The organism is Cytobacillus sp. IB215665, assembly GCF_033963835.1.
GTDB lineage: Bacteria > Bacillota > Bacilli > Bacillales > SM2101 > Nanhaiella.
In genome coordinates this window covers 51,909-71,428 of the sequence record NZ_JAXBME010000005.1, presented here as the reverse complement: position 1 = coordinate 71,428, position 19,520 = coordinate 51,909, and the positions used below count along the sequence as shown (strand labels likewise).

General features: G+C 34.7%; 17 protein-coding genes. 6 read left to right on the top strand and 11 right to left on the bottom strand.

The features are described from left to right. The first annotated feature begins 15 nt into the window (after positions 1-15). The 4 genes from SLH52_RS08605 (at position 16) to SLH52_RS08590 (ending at position 5,208) form a co-directional block, all read left to right on the top strand. Entirely contained in the window at positions 16-1,413 is a 1,398-nt protein-coding gene (locus SLH52_RS08605) for a recombinase family protein (RefSeq protein ID WP_320208860.1), read from the top strand. Beyond that, entirely contained in the window at positions 1,410-2,924 is a 1,515-nt protein-coding gene (locus tag SLH52_RS08600) for a recombinase family protein (protein ID WP_320208859.1), read from the top strand. Before SLH52_RS08605 ends, SLH52_RS08600 begins: the two co-directional genes overlap by 4 nt. A 635-nt stretch (positions 2,925-3,559) precedes the next feature. Next, on the top strand, positions 3,560-3,733 hold the full coding sequence (locus SLH52_RS08595; protein ID WP_320208858.1) for a hypothetical protein: 174 nt from the start codon (positions 3,560-3,562) through the stop codon (positions 3,731-3,733). Continuing rightward, the gene (locus tag SLH52_RS08590; protein WP_320208857.1) at positions 3,730-5,208 is read left to right on the top strand and encodes a recombinase family protein; all 1,479 of its coding nucleotides are present in this window, start codon (positions 3,730-3,732) and stop codon (positions 5,206-5,208) included. Before SLH52_RS08595 ends, SLH52_RS08590 begins: the two co-directional genes overlap by 4 nt. Positions 5,209-5,224: 16 nt before the next feature. Here the strand turns inward: SLH52_RS08590 and rlmD are convergent, their stop codons facing one another. From rlmD to SLH52_RS08555, 7 genes are all read right to left on the bottom strand, one after another. After that, a complete protein-coding gene (gene rlmD, locus SLH52_RS08585) occupies positions 5,225-6,616 on the bottom strand; it encodes a 23S rRNA (uracil(1939)-C(5))-methyltransferase RlmD (RefSeq protein ID WP_320208856.1) in 1,392 nt (463 codons plus the stop codon). A 250-nt stretch (positions 6,617-6,866) separates the two neighbouring features. After that, positions 6,867-7,781, bottom strand: coding sequence for a diacylglycerol kinase (locus tag SLH52_RS08580; RefSeq protein WP_320208855.1), 915 nt, complete (start codon positions 7,779-7,781; stop codon positions 6,867-6,869). 723 nt (positions 7,782-8,504) lie between these two features. Then, positions 8,505-8,690 carry a hypothetical protein gene (locus SLH52_RS08575; RefSeq protein ID WP_320208854.1) on the bottom strand — a complete coding sequence of 62 codons (186 nt, stop codon included), beginning with the start codon at positions 8,688-8,690 and terminating at the stop codon, positions 8,505-8,507. A gap of 89 nt (positions 8,691-8,779) precedes the next feature. Beyond that, entirely contained in the window at positions 8,780-9,787 is a 1,008-nt protein-coding gene (locus SLH52_RS08570) for a biotin-dependent carboxyltransferase family protein (RefSeq protein WP_320208853.1), read from the bottom strand. Positions 9,788-9,790: 3 nt separating this feature from the next. After that, entirely contained in the window at positions 9,791-10,552 is a 762-nt protein-coding gene (locus SLH52_RS08565; protein WP_320209092.1) for a 5-oxoprolinase subunit PxpA, read from the bottom strand. Positions 10,553-10,590: 38 nt separating this feature from the next. Beyond that, positions 10,591-11,319, bottom strand: a complete 729-nt coding sequence (gene pxpB, locus SLH52_RS08560; RefSeq protein WP_320208852.1) for a 5-oxoprolinase subunit PxpB — start codon at positions 11,317-11,319, stop codon at positions 10,591-10,593. Between the two features lie 130 nt (positions 11,320-11,449). Next, complete coding sequence (locus SLH52_RS08555; RefSeq protein WP_320208851.1) at positions 11,450-12,058, bottom strand: pyroglutamyl-peptidase I; 609 nt, start codon at positions 12,056-12,058, stop codon at positions 11,450-11,452. 932 nt (positions 12,059-12,990) lie between these two features. Between SLH52_RS08555 and SLH52_RS08550 the strand changes: the two genes are divergently transcribed. Continuing rightward, a complete protein-coding gene (locus SLH52_RS08550; RefSeq protein ID WP_320208850.1) occupies positions 12,991-13,932 on the top strand; it encodes a beta-ketoacyl-ACP synthase 3 in 942 nt (313 codons plus the stop codon). 115 nt (positions 13,933-14,047) lie between these two features. Here SLH52_RS08550 and SLH52_RS08545 read toward each other — a convergent pair whose 3' ends face one another. Continuing rightward, positions 14,048-15,085 carry a serine hydrolase gene (locus SLH52_RS08545; RefSeq protein ID WP_320208849.1) on the bottom strand — a complete coding sequence of 346 codons (1,038 nt, stop codon included), beginning with the start codon at positions 15,083-15,085 and terminating at the stop codon, positions 14,048-14,050. Positions 15,086-15,710: 625 nt separating this feature from the next. Between SLH52_RS08545 and SLH52_RS08540 the strand changes: the two genes are divergently transcribed. Then, entirely contained in the window at positions 15,711-16,691 is a 981-nt protein-coding gene (locus tag SLH52_RS08540) for an alpha/beta hydrolase (protein WP_320208848.1), read from the top strand. Positions 16,692-16,805: 114 nt separating this feature from the next. Here SLH52_RS08540 and SLH52_RS08535 read toward each other — a convergent pair whose 3' ends face one another. Genes SLH52_RS08535 through SLH52_RS08525 form a run of 3 tightly spaced genes read right to left on the bottom strand, consistent with a single transcriptional unit; the run spans position 16,806 to position 19,139 of the window. Next, complete coding sequence (locus SLH52_RS08535; RefSeq protein WP_320208847.1) at positions 16,806-18,284, bottom strand: serine hydrolase domain-containing protein; 1,479 nt, start codon at positions 18,282-18,284, stop codon at positions 16,806-16,808. A 4-nt stretch (positions 18,285-18,288) separates the two neighbouring features. Then, a complete protein-coding gene (locus SLH52_RS08530) occupies positions 18,289-18,801 on the bottom strand; it encodes a hypothetical protein (RefSeq protein WP_320208846.1) in 513 nt (170 codons plus the stop codon). Beyond that, entirely contained in the window at positions 18,798-19,139 is a 342-nt protein-coding gene (locus tag SLH52_RS08525) for a PadR family transcriptional regulator (RefSeq protein ID WP_320208845.1), read from the bottom strand. Before SLH52_RS08525 ends, SLH52_RS08530 begins: the two co-directional genes overlap by 4 nt. Between the last annotated feature and the right edge of the window lie 381 nt (positions 19,140-19,520).

The following is a 19,520-nucleotide window of genomic DNA, read 5'->3' as shown; positions in this document are numbered from 1 at the left end:
TGAAAGGAACATTTTATGGAAGAACTTAATATTATTGCAGTTTATGGACGTGTAAGTTCTGCAACACAAAGTCTTGAACTCCAAGAAACTGCTGCTATAAGGTATTTGAAATCAATCGGATTGAATGGTGATGAAGATTTAATTCATTTTTTCCGTGATAAAGATGTATCAGCTACACAACTCCCTATGACTAAAAGATCAGATTTAATGAAGGTCATTGATTTAATTAAAAATGGAAAGGTTAAAAAATTAATTGTCTATAAACGCGATCGTTTGTTTAGAAACTTTTATGAGTGTGTGGATATTAATAGAATATTTTTCAACAATGGTGTTGAAGTAGTTTACACCGCAAGTAATGAACCACCCTTTAGTGGAAAACTAAGTGTTGAAGCATTGTATGGGATATTTAGTCAAGTTGAAGGTGAAAACATTCGGACTCGTACAGCTGATGCTCGAATGCTGTATCCCTCTAGAATATTCGGATATAAACGCATAAAAGGAAAAGAACAAGGAAAAGAAAATGTAAAGTATGTTATTAATCATGAGCAAAAAAAATCTATTGAAGTATTATTTAATGATTTAAAACAAGTTGAAAATGAAGATCAATTTTTTGAAGTCCTCATTAAGCGTAGAAAAGGAATAAACAATGTTGATAAGATATTAAAAATACTTAGAAATCCTTTTTATTCTGGACATCATAAATCACATGGTGGTGGATATCAACCACTTTCTTATGTGGAACCTATCATTAGTTTAAAATTGTTTACTGAAGTTAATGAAATTATTAATAGCTTCTACACCCAATACAAAAATAAAGTTCATGATGTCAATGCAGAGATCCAATTCATTCCACAGTGTGGGATGTGTAAACAAGTTATGAAACATAAGAAGAAAAACGTACTTGATGTTGGCTACTTTGTTTGCAGTTCTAAGCATAAGAGAAATTTTATGGACATTAAGGAATTTAATGATGTAATTACACAAACAGTGTTAGAACATGTGGAGAATATTAGCCCAAGCATTTCTAAGAGATTAATGGAAGAAGGGATTAAACTTAGAAGTAAGGAATTAGTTCGAGAACAAAAGAAAATCTCAAAACGTTGTGACGATTTATCTATAGAAATTAGCATTAGAGGAAAGTCAAAAGGATTCAATTACCAACAAATTTTAAAAGAAATCTATAAATTAAAAAAACAATACAACTTGATAAATAATGACCTTGCAAGTCTTTTAAAACTAAAGTATGAGATAAAAGACATAAAAGCTATGATATTTGATTTTGTTCATGACCTCGAAAAACTGGATTTATTTAAGTTGATTAAACTACTAGTCAAAAAGGCTATTATTTATGATGATCATGTAAGTGTTGAACTATTCCTAGCAAAATACATGAAAGAAGTTGAGACTTCATGAAAAAAGTGAGAGGTATAGGATATTTACGATACTCGGATACAAAACAGCATGGAAATCATTCATTAGATATACAAAAGAGACAAATTCTCTTAACTGCTGAAGAAGAGGGTATTGACATTGTAGCTTGGTGTATAGACGAGGCTACAAGCGCTTTTCACAATAATGTTTCAAAAAGAAAAGGTATTCAAGAGATCTTTCAATATCTTAATGAAGGTGTAATAGCGATTTGTTTTTATGAGGAATCACGGATGACTAGAAGTATTACGGATTTTTATTACGACTTTTATTTACCAATTATAGGTCAATACCCTGATTCAAGATTCTACAGTACTCAATCTATTGGAATTTGGGATCCTAATAATCCATTAGTTCAATCTAAATTAGTTTTTGCATCAGAAGAATCAGAGATTAAATCTTCGAGAGCAAAAGATTCACAGAAAAATTCACTTTCTGCTGGTAAGCGTCCTGGCTCAAAATCACCTGCTGGTTACGATATGATAGACGCATGTCTATTTCCTAATCAAGATGCTGAAGTAATTGAATATATTTACTACCTTGCAAGTTGGGGCTACTCACATCAAAAAATCGCTAACCATTTAAATCGCTGTTCTATAACAACGAAACAGATTATATTTTGGAACAGCAGCACCATTGGTTATATTCTTAACAATAAAGTATATAATGGTGACCTAGCATGGTATGTAAGAACAAAATATGATATTAGTAAACCTAAACCTGATAAAGATATTGAATTATTTAAACAAGTGCATGAGCCAATTATTTCAGTAACACTAGCACATCTTGTTAAACAAATGAACAAATTAAAAGAAAAGCATGGAAAAATGGAAACACCTTATTACCTTCGTAATTTAATCAAATGTTGTAATTGTAATAGTATAATGATAGCCAAGGATAACTCTCCAAAAGGTAAAAAAGGCATGTATATGATTTATAGATGTAATCAGTGTAAGAATTCACTACCAATTATTGAAATTCATAACGTTGTATTAAATGACTTGAAGAATAAATGGTCTAATCAACTAAGTAGCTTTGCTGAAACTGCTAACAAACAACTAAAAGATTGGTCAGTGAAGTTGGACAGATCAAAAAAAATACTAAGAAAACAACTAGACAGAATACAATACAACGAAAAAATAATGGCCAACGAAATTGCTTCAGACAAAGATTTAGGAGATGTCTTTGTTTCAGCTAAGAAAAACCTTGAGAATGATATCATGTATTTGAATAGCACAAAGGATGAAATTAGCAGAATTTCAAATGACGATTATTACTATGAATTTGTTACACAACTAAAAAAACACTCCTTCTTTAAATTTACAGATACAGAACTGAGAGTATTTTTTCTCATGTATTTTAAAGAAGTAAAAGTCAACTTTGAAAAAGACAATGAATTAGAAATTAATTACAGACTCTCACCGTTTGTGTCTTTGGAAAATGTAACTAGTTACTTTACCGAAAAAATTAACAAGGTCGAGGATTTGTCTGGTTAAAAAACCGAAGATTCGCCATTGAATTTTTAACACTAAGATATACACACATTAAAAACCCTTGTAATCAAGGGTTTTTGGAGGCAATTCTTCGGTTATTTAACCATCGAAGTATACTTCGATGGTTGTAAAATCGAATCATAAATATTCTTCTTGGTCAAAAAACCGAAGAAAAATATATTTTTTTAAAAATAGCCTTAAAATATAAAGAAACGAAGATACAATATACTATGTTAACCATAAAGCATATTACTAATTTGAATAGGAAGGTGATGTTCTCGAAATAAGAAACCCCAAAGACATATAGTATTTGTAAGGTTTACAAATATTGTGAGTAAGAAAAATCGGATTAAATTTAGAAATATACTGAATGAAAACCTAAAATTAAATTAGCAAAAAACAAAATAACAAGAAAAGCGAAAACCGCAAAGTTTAATTAGCTCATTAAAGCTAATACTTTGCGGTATTTTATTTTCCACAACTAATGTAAGAAAGGATCATCTTTATGAATACAAATATTAATTATTATGCAAGGTCACTATTTCACAACTATAAACCTAATCAAAAATTCAAAAGGAAGTTACCTATTCATGTTATAGATCTTCATTTATTTACTTCTTTGGGAAGGAGGAAAAAAGATGAAGAACACAAAAGAGACTATTGCTAAACGAATTTATACCAATCCAAAAACTGGATTTAACGAACTTATTAGTTTAATTATTCATAATAAAATTGATGAAATTGTTAATAATGCTAACAAGGTAAGCACTGCTACATCTCAAAATAAACCTGAAGGGTTGGATGTACTATGAGATGTGCAATTTATATTCGTGTATCAACCGATAAAGAGGAACAAAAAGCATCATTGAAGTATCAACAAGAACTATTTTATAGATATATTAAGGAACAAGGATGGGACATCTACGAATTCTATGTGGATGTCCAGTCTGGAACTACGGCGAAGAGAAAAAATCTTCAAAAGATGATTAAAGATGCTGAAGAGAAAAAATTCGATATAATCTTGGCTAAGGAACTTTCTCGATTAGCACGGAACGGAGAACTTTCATATAAAATAAAAAACTTATGTGAGAATCAAGGCATCCATATCATCACTTTAGATAATGCCATTAATACCACAACTGGAAATACTAATATGTTTGGACTTTACGCTTGGATGTATGAACAAGAATCAGAAAATACGAGTAACCGTGTGAAAGAGACTTTGCGAACAAGAGCACAAAAAGGGCTCTTTAAGGGGTCTAGCCCTCCGTTCGGTTATGAAGTAAGAGGTGGAAAGTTGCATATTAGAAATGACGATTCACCTGATATCGTAAGGAGGATCTTTAGTGAATATTTACGTGGAGCTGGAAGAGAAAGTATAGCAAGGGGACTTTATAACGATGGTATTTCTACACCTGCCGAAGTTGCTGGTAAAAAAAATGCTAATGACAAGTGGAATGATTCGACCATTAGACTTATTTTATCAAATCCTCATTATGTTGGTGACTTAGTTCAGGGGCGCACAACTACAGTCAGTGTTACAAGCAAGAAACGGAAAAAAGTTAAAAAGGAACATCAAATCATCCACAAAGATATTCATGAAGCAATTATTCCAAGAGAAATGTTTAATACTGTTCAGCAACAAATGAAAGTAAGAACTAAATATATTACTGCACCTAAGAAACACCTATTTACTAACATTCTTTACTGCGCTGATTGTGGTAAAGGATTGTGGTATCGAAGTAATCGAAAAGGGTATATTTGTGGCAATTACGCACGGCATGGTAAGAAAGCCTGCAGTAGTCATTTTGTAAAAGAGGAGCATCTTACAAATACGATTTTAACCGACATTAAATTGTTAGTGAAACAAATTAATAAAGAAGAATATCTCAAGCAACTAGAGCTAAAGACAAAGAAATCTAAACATGATCTTATGAAAAGAATAGACAAAGCCAATAAACAAATACTTGTATTTAAAAAACGAAAAGGGAAATATATTAATATGTTGGCTGACGAACAAATAACTCATGAAGATTATCGTGAAAACGTTGAAGCAAGCAATATTGAAATCGAACAATTAGTTAAAAAGAAAAATGAGTTATTATCAAAAATTGAGGATGAACAAGTTATAGATAGTATAGAAAAGTTAAAAGAAGAACTACTCAGCTTCCTTAACTTTAATGAGCTGTCACCAGAAATTTTGTCTCGACTAGTCAATCGTATTGAAGTAAATGAAGACAGTAGTTTTAATATTCACTATCGCTTTTCGGCTCCAATAATCGAATAAAATGCAGCAGGAATCCCTATTTGGGGCCTGCTGCTTCTTTTAAAACTATCTGCGAGACGCACTCAATGTGCCCCGTATGCGGAAACATATCAACAGGCTGTACTTCCTTCGTCTCATATCCTCCTGCTTCTAGCACTCGTAAGTCTCGTGCTAGTGTTGCCGGGTTACATGACACATAAACGACTCGTTTAGGCTTCATATCGATAATTGTTTTTAGTAGTTCTTCATCACAGCCTTTACGAGGTGGGTCTACCACCATGACGTCTGCGTGTATGCCTTGTTCATACCATGCTGGAATGACTTTTTCGGCTTTCCCTACTGCAAATTCGGCATTTGATATGTCGTTCAATTTTGCATTTCTTTTTGCATCCTCAATTGCTTCGGGCACAATTTCTACACCATATACTTGTTTTGCTTTTTGTGCTAAAAATAAGGAGATCGTACCGATGCCACAGTATGCATCGATGACTGTTTCATCACCTGTAAGCTCTGCATATTCTAGCGCTTTGTTATAGAGTACTTTTGTTTGTTCTGGGTTTACTTGAAAAAACGATCGTGCTGATATGGCAAATTTGATATTGCCGATATAGTCATAAATATATTCGTTTCCCCAAAGAACAGATGTGTCATCACCAAAAATAACATTTGTTCGTTTTGTGTTGACGTTTTGAACGATAGACTTTACGTCAGGAATGCGTTCCACTATTTCTTTTATTATCTTTTTCTTATGCGGGATGTCCGCTGTTTTCGTGATGAGTACGACCATAGCTTCTTTTGTAACTTGACCGTACCTAGCCATAACGTGACGAAGCGTACCACGATGCTTTTTTTCATCATACGCACGTACGCCATATTTTTCACAGATGGACTTCACTGTTTGCACGACAAAATCATTTTGCTCGTGCTGAATGTCACAAGACTCCATATTAATAATTTCATGGGATCTTTGCTGGTAAAATCCTGCGACAAGTCCTCCTTCACGTTCTCCAACTGGAACCTGTGCTTTATTCCGATAGCGCCATGGATCGTTCATACCCATGACAGGGTGAACTGTCACATTTTCTATATGTCCGATACGAGTTAAGACGTCTTTTACTTGCTTATGCTTTGCTAAAAGCTGCCCTTCATAGCTCATATGCTGCAATTGGCAACCACCACATTGCTTATATATTGGGCAGGTTGGTTCTACTCGGTGTTTGCTCGGTTCAAGTATTTCGATTAAGCGACCAAAACCATAGCCTTTTTTTATTTTTATTACTTTTATTTTAGCCGTTTCACCAGGTAACGCTTGTGGAACGAACAATGGAAACCCATCAATTTTTGCGACCCCTGCTCCATCATGAGTAAGGTCTTCAAACGTTACAGTCACAAACTCATTTTTTTCTATAGGTGCTATTTCCTTTGTCATCATGACTACTTCCTTTTCGATAAAATACTGAAACGATTGTAACATAAATTGTATGTGCTAAGCACCTGAATGATATTCATAACCATCAAAAATAGACCGCGTATGGCGGTCTATCAATAACTTTGTATTCAATAACGAACCTTGTTTACATCTTCCACTACAACTTCTACATATATATATGCTGTATGCTACAAATGTGGATGTTCCTGCTTGAAAACAATTGTGTAGTCCTTCTCAACCGAAACACAGTCTATGATTTTTTTTTCATTTTCATGGCTTTATCTTTCGGTACAAATACTTCAATATGCTGATACAGGTTTACAAATTCACCTGGCATTAAGCCACCGTACTCCCCATCAAGGTTCAGTTGCATTTTATCATGTGTTTGCACTTTAATGCGGTTAGCTTTTGCATAGATCACTTTTGGGTCACGAATATGCTCTCCTCTTAGCGCATATGTAGCAATACGAATAAAGTCTGCAAGGTTTGTTTTTTTCAAAATGAGCAAATCAAACATGCCGTCGTTCAATGTTGATTTTGGAGCTAGTTTTTCAAAGCCACCTACAGAGTTTGTGTTTGCTACTAAAAAAAGCATGATTTCTCCTTCAAATAACTTCCCGTCATACTCAATTTCCACTTCTGTAGGACGAATTGAAGGTAGCATTTCAATCCCTTTTAAATAATATGCTAGCTGTCCTAGAATCGTTTTTAACTTACTAGGTACTTCATACGTTAATTCAGTTAGGCGGCCACCACCTGCAATATTAATAAAATATTGCTTATTAACTCTACCTAAATCAATTGGTACCGGTTCACCTTCGACGAGAATATCACAAGCTGCATTAATTGACCGAGGCACACCGATTGCTCTCGCAAAATCATTCGTTGTTCCTACCGGTATAATCCCTAATTTAGGACGGTATTGCTGTTCTGCAATTCCATTCACAACCTCGTTAATTGTTCCATCTCCACCAGCTGCTACTACAAGGTTATAACGTCTCTTAACAGCAATTTGTGCGGCCTTCGTTGCATCACCTTCACCCGTTGTAGCATGACATGAGGTTTCATAGCCAGCTTGTTCAAGCCGCTGAAGTACTTCAGGTAAATGCTTCTTAAATGCTTCACGTCCTGATGTTGGATTATATATAATTCGCGCTCTTTTCATACCCATCATCCTATTTGTTATTATGTCTCTTGGCGTTTCCATTCCATCATTTAACATCATAGCTCAAAGATTGTTTTGATGCAAAGAATTTATAAATCTTTATGCTATATACATTTTGTACAAAATGATCAATTTTATCTTATATAATTCTATATATTTTTATATGTATGTTTGTCTTTAGCAGTTCATACAAAAAGATCATTCCTTTCTACATCAAATACAAAAATTATTGGATAATTGTCTTCCTAACATAACGACAACTGTATTTGAACATTCGGTGACACTTGAAATATTTTTTCTAAATTGAATTTTCTCTCACCCAGTTACAGGGATTATTACCAAGAAGAACTATGCGCTGCAAACATTTAAGATAAGAAAAGCAACTAAAGATTTTATGAATATATTGGCACATTTGCTTTTTTACTATATTTTCACCTAAATTGATTAGAACCCCTAAAAAAATTCACCCTCGTAAAATTGTTGATCTAGATATACATTTGTTGACTGATAATTATTATTTTATCCACTTGCAGAAATGTTAATGGGGAGATGAAGGTAGGGACGAGCAGTTGAAAAACGCCATAAGAAAAGTAAAATTCTCCCCTGTTCAGGGGACCTTAACAAGCTTCAACTGTTAAATCTGTAAAATTGAAATGATAGGAGGCGAATTTTAGTAGGAAAGCAGCAATCAAACCTTGAATATTTATTTCAACTTACTGAAATTTAGACAATCTCAATTCCATTTTGTGGCTTACTGTCCGATTTTGCTGTTTTACTGTCCAACTTTGGTTCTTTACTGTCCGAATTAACTGTTTTACTATCCAATTTTGGTGTTTTACTGTCCGAGTTCACTGCTTTACTGTCCGAGTTCGCTGTTTTACTGTCCAAACTAGCTGCTTTACTGTCCAACTTTTGTATTTTACTGTCCGACCCAACAATTCCTTCATACCCTCAAGTTCAATAGAACTTACACCAAGTACACTTACGATACATCTCGCTCATTCATTTATAAGCGCTAACGCCTGTGCCGCACTTCCAGTTACGCCTAAAGCGATTTGAGCAAGCATCGCGCGTTCTTCTTTTATTAACATATGTGCTTCACCTACAGTAACAGCTTGAAATTGAATCGTGCCACCTGGTGGGAGCTGTGCGATTTTTGGTAAGTCAGCCGTGATGACCGTTCCTATCGTTGTATAGCCACCAATCGTTTGTCGATCGGACATTAAAATAATAGGTTGACCGTTTGCAGGTATTTGGATTGTCCCTACTGGTATTGGTTCAGAAATGATGTCCGCACCGTTGTTATGTGCAATGGGTGTAGGAGATGTTAAGCGATAGCCCATGCGATCAGCTTGTTTGACAGTATATGTAGTTTGAACGAATGTTTTTAAACTTGTGCTCGTGAATTGTTCAGTATGGGGGCTACTAATGATGCGAGCAACAATATGTTTACCGTATGTAGGGACAGTATGTGTTGCAAGCCAACGGCTTGGCATTACATTACTGTTCTGAAGTAACTTTGATTCAGTGTGCTCTTCATATGAATTATTACATTTTATAATATCTCCATCATCGATTGCTTGCCCTATATCAGCCTTTTCATAAGTTGATTTACTTCCCATTACTGTACGCACATCAAAGCCACCAGCTACAGTGATATATGCACGCATACCTTCCTGCGGACTAGAGAATGAAAGTTCATCACCTTTGTTCAACAACAATGCTTTCCACAATGGTGCTGGATTGCCGTTTATTTTTGCTCCTAAATGAGCGCCGGTGATTGCTATGAGACATCTATTTTCTGCAACTAATAATGGTCCAAGCATCGTAATTTCAATTCCCGCTTCACGAATAGAATTACCAACTAATAAGTTCCCGACCTTTAATGCTAATTGATCCATTGCACCGGATACAGGTACGCCATATTTTTGGTAGCCGTATCGACCTAAATCTTGATATGTTGTAAATAACCCTTTCTTTTTCACAAAAAATATCGGCTTACCCATTTTCTAGCCACCTACTTTATTAATAGAAAATCCTTTGTCTGATAATGCTTTAAACAGCTTCTTTACGAACATCAACGCTTGTGGACCATCCCCATGAACACATACTGTGTCAGCACGTAAATGTATATTTTCTCCTGTTACAGCCGTTACAATTTTTTCTTGAACGATACGAATTATTTGATTGACTGCTATATTGTCATCATGAATAAGTGCATTATGTTCACTGCGAGGTGTTAATGTCCCATTTTGTTGATATGTCCGATCAGCAAATACTTCAGATGCCGTTGATAAGCCAAGCTCTTGACCTGCCTCGATAAGCTTACTGTTTGCTAACCCGAAAAGAACGAGTTGTGAGTCTACCGCTTTAACTGCGTTAGCTATAGCAGCGGCAATTTGTATATCTGTTGCAGCCATATTATATAGTGCTCCGTGTGGTTTGACATGCTGCATATCTACTTTATGAACTGTGCAAAATGCTTGTAACGCTCCTAGTTGATAGATAACAAAATGATACACATCTTCAGGAGACACTTTCATTTCTCTTCTACCGAAGCCAATTAAATCTGGAAGCCCTGGGTGAGCACCGATAGCTACATTTTTTTCCTTTGCAAGTTTTACTGTCTTTGCCATAACGTTATGGTCACCAGCATGGAAACCACAAGCAATATTCGCTGATGAGACATAGTCAAGAATAGCGTCATCTTGTCCGATCGTATACGCACCAAAGCTTTCGCCTAAGTCACAGTTTAAGTCAATGCTTTTCAGCATGAAATCACCTCTTTTTTCCTATATTCATGGGGCTTTTAATTTTCCTTTTTTTCTACCTTCACTACGTATGTATCGTTATTCACCTGTTCTTGAATAAGGTAAAACTCATCCTCTAAAATAGGTATAAAGCGAATATACTGTCCGGCACGAAAAAGAAATGGCTTTGCAGAGTCAGCATTAAATAGTGGTAATGGCGTCCTTCCAACGATGTTCCAGCCACCTGGCGAGTCAACTGGATAAATTCCTGTTTGACGGTCAGCAATTCCAACAGAACCAGCAGCGACCTTTGTTCTAGGATTTTTAAGACGAGGCGTAGCAATCGCTTCCTCAACTCCACCTAAATAAGGAAATCCAGGTAAAAAACCCATCATGTATATAAAATAATCTATACTAGCGTGTATTTGAATAACATCACTTTCTGAAACACCATTTTCTTGCGCCACTCGAGTGAGATCTATTCCATATTCCCCACCATATAAAGTTGGGACTAAAACGACCTCATTCTGCTCATCACCTTGAGCTGCAAGCTGGTGAAAGACAAGCTCTACTGAATCGACAATATGAGATATTTTCAGTTTCAGTGGGTTATAATATACGTAAAAGCAATGGTAGGATGGTACAACCTCTAAAATTCCATCTATCTTTCTCTCCTCTAACACCTTACATACTTGATGAACTTTCTTATTAGTATGTAACGAGATATCATCGCTTAATTGAATCTTCATTCCTGAATCACCAATAGGATAATATGTGAATGGTTTCAAATCAATCACCTTATACTTTTGTCATTGTGAAAGGGTAATATCGAAAGATGAAAACGAATTAAAATAGTAGCGAGTAAAAGTACATTTTCAGCTATATACTCGCTACCTCTATAGAACATTCACGGGTTAATTACGCTTCATCTAACACACCGATCATCGTTGTAACTGCCTTTAATAAATCTTCACTAGACCAACTTGGTAGCTTCCTATTTTTTAAGGCAAGCTCATGGGAAGCTGGAATATGGACAAACCCAGACGGAACTGATTTATTTTGCTGTTGCAAATATGTAAGCATAGTATACATCACATTGTTACATAAATAAGTTCCAGCAGAATTAGAGATTTCTGCAGGGAGTCCTTCCTCTTGTAAAGCATCTACAAAACGGCGAATTGGTAATGTGGAGAAAACACCATCAGGCCCTTCAATATTTATCGGCTGATCTTTCATAGCGGCACCCGTATTGTCAACAGCGCCATCATTACAATTAATCGCAATTCTTTCTGGTGTTATACGGTTGTTTCCAGCAGCTAATCCTAACGAGATAACAGCATCAGGTTCAATTTTTTCATATAGCTTTATTATTTCTTTCCCTGACTTAGCAAACTCCACTGGTAGCACGCGACCAAACACTTCATAATTTCCGATAATCGTTTTATCTAATTTTGTTACAATGTCTTCAGTTGGATTAATAGGATTATCTAAAAACGGAACAAATCCTGTTAATAGTAGTTTTTTCATAGTAGAAACCCTCCTAGTAGAAGTATAGCATGCTACCTATTACTTTAATAATAATTTACAACCTTGAAAATTTGTTACTCTATTGCTCCAAGAAAAGAAGAATATACATAAATGGAAATAATGAATAGAGCTGAATCTCAATCTGCTTCATTGCTGTTATTCTCATACAAATCTGTCTATTGAACAACAGCAATATGCTAGCAGTTCTTAAATATCTCTTTCAATCTTAATACTATTTAATATGTTGTCGGCCCCTAAACTAACAATATCAGCTAATTTATTCCCTAAAAAAACTTTATTTAATACTTCATTGTCATCACCAGCTATTGTTAATCCTACATTGCTATTTACTACTTCTTGATTTATAAACTTATTGTTATCTCATAGAATATCGACACCTTGGAGCTTGTGGGATTTACTAATATTCCTTGAGATCGTATTCTCAGAATTCTGTATGGTAATAGCAAACTCATTTTTTGTAATCAGGTTGTTGGAGAAAATACTATTTATATAATTCATGTGAACTAACCTATACCTATTTTATAATATAGTATTTTACGTGATTAAGTTCCTAGTTGAAGTGCCTTCTGAATTAATGATGCCACCTATGACGTTTTCATCACTAATGCTATAGCGAATCTTGGTAGAAAGTACATATCACAAATCTATTATGTTTATTGTGGGAAGAAAAATACTTTCTTTTCCTTCTTTAATCCCGGTGAAAATAGATCTTCCCCTCCTTTTTCCCAGCATGTCATGCCATTAGAACACTACCTAAACTTTGCACATAAGAGTCATACTATTTAGCTATTTAACTTATACATTCTCCCCTTCAAAACTACTATAAAAATGTAAATTTTACTATATTTCCAACTAATTACCATGATAAAATAATAGTGTCGAATTAACAAATATTAGGGGGGAATATGTAAATGGATTATAATGCTGGGATTCTAGGTATAGGAGTGAATATTCCTGAACAAATCATTGGAAATGAAGCAATTGCACAACGATTTGGGATTACAGAAGAAGATATTATTAGAAAAACAGGGATATTAGAGAGAAGATATGAATGTGCTGAAGCATCGCTAGCTGATATGTGTGAAATAGCTGGAAGAAGAGCGCTCGAAGATGCTGGAGTTGATGCTGATGAAATCGAAATGGTTATTATAGGGACAAATACACATGACACCCATATTACGGCAGCACTCGTTCAAGATCGGATTGGAGCGACAAAGTGTGCAGGGCTAGACTTGCATTCTGGATGTTCAAGCTTTATTACAGCTCTAGCTACAGGTGCGCAATATATTCAAACAGGTCTCTATAAGAAAGTACTAGTTATTGCAGTGGATAAGTGTTCATCTTTCATTGATCCGATGGATAAAAAAACTGCACTCATATTTGCAGATGGTGCTTCGGCTGTTGTTGTTGGAAAAGTTCCTCAAGAAAAAGGTATATTAGGAATTAACATGCAGATGGACGGCAGCGGTGGGGAATATTTACATCTTGATGAAAACAAGAATATCAAAATGGATGGTAGGGCTGTTTTTGAATTTGCAGTTGATAAACTGCCCAAAGCTATCAATAAAGTGTTAGAAGTATCGAAGCTAAACTTGGAAGAAGTCGACTATATCGTACCACATCAATCCAATCTAAGAATTATGGAGCAAGGGATGAAAGCATTAGGTTTCCCTATGGAAAAAGTACACACAAAAACGATTCAGTACTATGGCAATTCTTCTGCTCCTACGATACCAATCGGTCTACATGAAGAGTTAAAACATGGAAACATTAAAGATGGAGATTTAATCGTCCTAGTTGGTTACGGTGCGGGTCTTGGATGGGGAGGTATTGCCCTTCGTTGGGGTAAATAAAATGTATGTCTAGTAAATTGCTAACAAAGTTAAAGCAGCTAAAGAACAGTGCTTTACTTTAGCTGCTACTTCATATGAGATTAACAAAAGCAGTTCCTGCAATTTTCGTAACATATTAAACATTCAATACATGCTCTTCTATCGTTCTAGTAATTTTATAAGGGCCTCCATTTTCATTATTTGAAGTGATGACCATCGTCATACCACTATCAGGATAAAAAGATGAGTGAAATGATAAGCCTGGATCGTACCCCATTACATGATATTTACAAATTCTATTATTCGTTTTCTTAATCCATATACCATACCCATAATAATCATCACCGTCTTTATGGATATGAGGAGTTAACAACTCGTTAGTACACCTTTCACTTAATAATTCATAACTAAATAGCCCTTTCCAAAATCTCATCATATCAGGCGCAGTAATAAATGCACCACCGTCAGCACCACCTTTTATAGGAATAGCATAGGTGTTTGTTCTCCATGTACCTTCTTCATCGTTATCTATATAGCCAATGGCTGTGTTTTTAGGTAGTCTATCAAGTGAAAAATAGCCCGAATCTCTCATACCGCATGGCTGAAAAATATTCTGTTCGACATACTTAGTAAAACTAAGACCTGTTTGTTGCTCTACAATGAGTCCTAATAAAATAAATCCAGTATTATTATAATGAAATCTCTCACCAGGAGTGAACATCATTTTCTCGTTTTGGAACATTGGCAGAAAGCTTTTTAAAGTATTCATCGCGTACATTGGTCTATCTTTCCAAAGATCTTCATAATCTTCAATAACTTCCTCATCATAATAATCAGGAATCCCAGAGCTATGGGTTAAAAGGTGATGAATCGTTACTGCTTCATCGAAGTGTGGTAATTCAATTTCTAGACACTCGTTGAGCCTTGTATTGAATGATAATAACCCCTTCTCTACTAACTGGCAAATAGCAATAGAAGTGAATAACTTACAGCCGGATGCAATTCCAAAGCGAGTTTTTACAGTGTTAGCAATCTCTTCTGACCTATTTGCGTAGCCATGACTTTCTTCAAAACTATTATTCTTATCATCCTTCAGAAAAATGACTCCAGAAAACGTTGTATCTTTAACGACTTCTGATATAACTATATTGATGTCCTTCTGCATATTTTGCATAAAAAACGTTCCTTTCATCTTATGTTATTTTATATTCGGTATAATCGACACTCTCTATTACAAGATAATCAATTTACTCAATCTAGTTATTCTCCAATTAATATGGAATAATTTGTTATATACTTCATAATCTATTATATATCCATAACACAAGATAAAATATACCGAGAATAAATATAATCTATTTTCACACTAGCTTGTTTAGTACCCTTTGCTGTGAGAAGAGCTACAACATTTATCAAAGGAATAAAAACCAACATGATTGTCAACATAGCTTTTACACCAAGCTTATTAATAACTTAGAAATTCGCACCGTTCCTTTTTTCATTTTCATTTATGTTCTCTCCTAAATTTTAACCAAGTAATTACTTAAGGCTATTTTTGCTTTTCGTAAAAAGAACTAAATACGAATATAGAGCATCTCTTCTTCTCTAAAGACTACAAAAATCGATCATACACAACAGCTATTCAATTGTAAGTGAAAAACAACAAAGTAGAGTAGAACAACAAGTTTGGGTTGTATGCCACTGTCATTGTTTATATAGAAGAATAGATGACACACATGCTAGCACTGTAAACATATATGTTCTTAGCAAAAAAATCTTACATCAAGAGGTGATTTACAATGAAGAAAATACTAGCTAGAGGCGTTTTGTTAATCATATCCTTAATAATTGTAGCCTGTTCCGATCAATCTGAAGAACAGCTACAGCACAGAAAAACAGAGGAAAACACACTTTCAATTCCGGTTGAAAGAGGTACTTTAACAGCTATTCTTGACATACCCGAGGGAGCAGATTCTCTACCTATTGCTATTATTATTGCGGGCTCTGGTCCAACAGACAAAGATGGGAATACAGTTGGAGCAAACGGTAAGAACAATAGTCTAAAAATGCTCTCTGAAGCATTTAATGAACGTGGTATTGCAACTCTTCGCTACGACAAGCGAGGTGTAGGAGATAATATAAGCCTCGTTAACAAAGAAGAAGACTTAACAATCGAATCATACGTAAATGATGTTGCAGCAATTGTTCATTATATACAAAAAGATAGCCGTTTTGCTTCAATAAATATTGTTGGACATAGTGAAGGTTCATTAATTGGAATGATAGCTGTACAGGAAGTGGCGGTTGATAAATTTATTTCTTTAGCTGGAGTCGGGCAGTCAGCTGATAAGCTCTTGCTCGAACAACTTGAAGGACAATTACCGCCAAAATTGATGGACGAAACGAAAAATATTCTGAATCAACTTAAGCAAGGAAAACAAGTAACAGATGTTTCTCAAGAATTAAATGTTTTATTTAGGCCTTCTGTGCAACCTTATTTAATTTCTTGGTTTACATATAATCCAGTAGATATTATTAGTTCACTCAACATACCCCTACTAATTATAAATGGGACAAACGATATACAAGTAACTGAAAAAGAAGCACATCTGCTTAAAGAAGCAAACCCTCAAGCTGAACTATTTATTATAGAAGGAATGAATCATATATTAAAACAAGCCCCTCTTGATAAAGCAGGAAATCTTGCAACTTATACAAACGCTAATTTGCCTCTTGACGAAGAATTAAGTACAAAATTAATTCAGTTTGTTTTAAATTAAATGACTGTATGATACTGCCTTCTCCGATATGCCTTAGAGTCATTTCGTTTTAAGGTAATTATCCCTTTACGAAATGACTTGAGAGGCTGGAAGACGTAGCTACTGATGATAAAACTATGCTGCTATTACATGTTCCTTCGATCTTTTATATTTTAAAGAAATATAGATTGATAATATGCCGTTCAATGCTAGAAGGATCATCATTAAATTAGTAAGGAACGCAACGTCCGGACCGAATACTTTAATTGAATGCCAAGGTGATCCAACACTATAACTAAATACCGGCTTGATTGCAAATGCTAATACTAATAACAACATACCAATGATGCTCCACCTTTTTCTTCGTCGAACTTTTACCGATTTAACGGTAATTAATCGGTAAACAAACAACAGTATTAATAGAACAGCTATTCCTAATATAATTAACTGAGCGATAGGATTGAACTTCGAAATTTCAACTGGTTCATCACCATGTAAGATGTTTATCATTCCTTGTTTAAGGTTTACAAGTGCCATCTCTTCTAAAGCATGATTTTTATTAGTGAGAATAACACCACCCCACTTAGATTCAGGAAGATAAAATACTTCAGAGTGCGAATCAGGCGTAGAACCTGAATGCCATACCATTTGATCCTCAGAATATGGGTTTGAAATTCTAACACCTAAACCATAGAATCGATTATCACCTGTTTGAACATGAGGAGTTAAATATAGGTTCATATATTTTTCATTTAGCAATGAATTTCCATCTTGTTGACTAAGAAAATGTATGAATTGAACCATATCATCTGCACTAGCCGTGATGTACCCATACGGTGCTCCACCATTATCATATGTTACTGAACTTTTTCGTGGAATTCCAAACCAAGACTGGTACCCAGCTAAATACCCTCTTTCATATGCTGTATCATGATCCGCTGCAGCATTATTCATACCTAACGGTGAAAATACTTGCTCTTCCATATACTCACTATACGCTTGATTCGTCACTTCCTCTATAAGGGCACCAAGAATTAGGTAGTTAGCATTACTATATTGATGTTTTTGTCCCGGTGTAGCTGTTAACTTAGTGTCAGAGAGACTTTCCACATTGTTCTTAATCGCATTGAAATCTTGAGAACCTTGGTCTGATAATAATAAGCCAGAGTATGTACTTATACCACTCGTTTGAGTAAGTAATTGCTCGATCGTTATTTTAGATGCTGCTTCTTTATCTTTAAGGGAAAACCATGGAAGGTACATTTGAATAGGATCGTCTAGTTGAACGGTACCTTCTTCAATTAATTTCATAATCGCTAAGCCCGTTAAGGATTTACTAATTGACCCAACAGTAAATGGAGTTTGAGTCGTAACCGCTTCCTCAGATTCTCCAGTCACCCCCCAACCTTGCGAATAAAATAGTTCACTATCTTTAACAATTGCAATTGAAGCACCTGGTATTCGTTGCTCTTCTAAGTATGACTCTACATATTTGTCGATCGTATTCTTCAAGTCTTCTTCTGCAAAAGCTCGAGGTTCTTGTTGACTGAAGAAAAATAGATGAAGTAATAAGGATACAAGTATAACTTTACCTATACGTTTTCTTACGTTCATATCTTCACCTCTTATATCGTACTTTACGTAAATAAAGCACTACTAGTAATGACACTAACAATGAAATTGCAAGACTAAAAACCATTAGCATAGCATTCCACCATGTATTATCTGAGATTTGATAAAAAATATTATATTTAAACGTATTATTCGTGTATGTTGGATCAAATGCTCTAGTTAAAGACATAGAAAATATGAACTGTGTACAAAGATAGGTTACGATGAGGGTAAACACTCCAATGGGAAATACCCTACCTTTCTTTGATTTACTTTGCTGTATTTGTTTAAGCCCAGCAGTTTGATCTATACCATTTATTTCCAAGAAATCAGTAACAAATGTAGCAGGATCTCCTAATTCACTAATCGCATCATCACCATGCTCACGAGCTTCTTGTATATGTTCCAGAAGCTGCTCTTTAATACGACTTCTTTCTTTTGAGCTTATTTGGTACCTTTTTAACTCATCAAGCACTTTGTTTACATATTCTTGTTCTGCAATGCTCAATTCCATTTTCATTCTAGATCCTCTCCCTTTAATCCACTATTTAGTAGAGATTTAATATCACTCTGTAACTCTAACCATTCATCAATTTTCTTTTGAAGATACAATTCTCCTTGATCATTAATTTCATAATACACGCGAACTTTACCACTATCTGTCATTTCACGATAAGTATCCACCCATTCTTGATCTTTTAACTTCGTCAATATTGGGTAAATACTGCCTACTCCTTTCAGTTTTAAATTGTGTTGTTCTAACTCCTTCATAATTTCATACCCATAGCTTTTTTTCTTTGACAAAATCGACAATACACACATTTCTAAATGACCTTTTATTAAACTTATTCTATTCATGAAATAAATTTAACACATATATATACTTCTTTCAAGTATATAAAATAAAAAAATGTACTTTTTTTGGAAATATTGGTGTAGATAGTAATATTATCTTGTACAAACTACACTAAAATATCACTGTTAAGTAATGCTTACACGATTCCTACCGAGTCAAAGAAACCTACTAACAGCAATAATCAAGTAATAAGACAACCAAATAAAAAAGCTGACTCCTATTACGTAACAGGATCAGCTTTGCAAATGAAATTATTTTATTCGTTATTACTGGATCTAGATCTAAGGACAAGAAGTTATAACATTTTATCGAAAGGCTATTTTCAAATTTTGTTGCTTTTCCCCATACATTTGATTAATTGATGTACTTTAGAGGTGAAAAGA

Bases quoted from the DNA above. Each gene is read 5' to 3' on its own strand.
- rlmD (WP_320208856.1), bottom strand. From the start codon at position 6,616: ATGACAAAGGAAATAGCACCTATAGAAAAAAATGAGTTTGTGACTGTA.
- SLH52_RS08600 (WP_320208859.1), top strand. From the start codon at position 1,410: ATGAAAAAAGTGAGAGGTATAGGATATTTACGATACTCGGATACAAAA.
- SLH52_RS08530 (WP_320208846.1), bottom strand. From the start codon at position 18,801: ATGAAAATGGAATTGAGCATTGCAGAACAAGAATATGTAAACAAAGTG.
- SLH52_RS08555 (WP_320208851.1), bottom strand. From the start codon at position 12,058: ATGAAAAAACTACTATTAACAGGATTTGTTCCGTTTTTAGATAATCCT.
- SLH52_RS08550 (WP_320208850.1), top strand. From the start codon at position 12,991: ATGGATTATAATGCTGGGATTCTAGGTATAGGAGTGAATATTCCTGAA.
- SLH52_RS08570 (WP_320208853.1), bottom strand. From the start codon at position 9,787: ATGGGTAAGCCGATATTTTTTGTGAAAAAGAAAGGGTTATTTACAACA.
- SLH52_RS08580 (WP_320208855.1), bottom strand. From the start codon at position 7,781: ATGAAAAGAGCGCGAATTATATATAATCCAACATCAGGACGTGAAGCA.
- SLH52_RS08545 (WP_320208849.1), bottom strand. From the start codon at position 15,085: ATGCAAAATATGCAGAAGGACATCAATATAGTTATATCAGAAGTCGTT.
- SLH52_RS08595 (WP_320208858.1), top strand. From the start codon at position 3,560: ATGAAGAACACAAAAGAGACTATTGCTAAACGAATTTATACCAATCCA.
- SLH52_RS08540 (WP_320208848.1), top strand. From the start codon at position 15,711: ATGAAGAAAATACTAGCTAGAGGCGTTTTGTTAATCATATCCTTAATA.
- SLH52_RS08525 (WP_320208845.1), bottom strand. From the start codon at position 19,139: ATGAATAGAATAAGTTTAATAAAAGGTCATTTAGAAATGTGTGTATTG.
- SLH52_RS08590 (WP_320208857.1), top strand. From the start codon at position 3,730: ATGAGATGTGCAATTTATATTCGTGTATCAACCGATAAAGAGGAACAA.
- SLH52_RS08535 (WP_320208847.1), bottom strand. From the start codon at position 18,284: ATGAACGTAAGAAAACGTATAGGTAAAGTTATACTTGTATCCTTATTA.
- SLH52_RS08605 (WP_320208860.1), top strand. From the start codon at position 16: ATGGAAGAACTTAATATTATTGCAGTTTATGGACGTGTAAGTTCTGCA.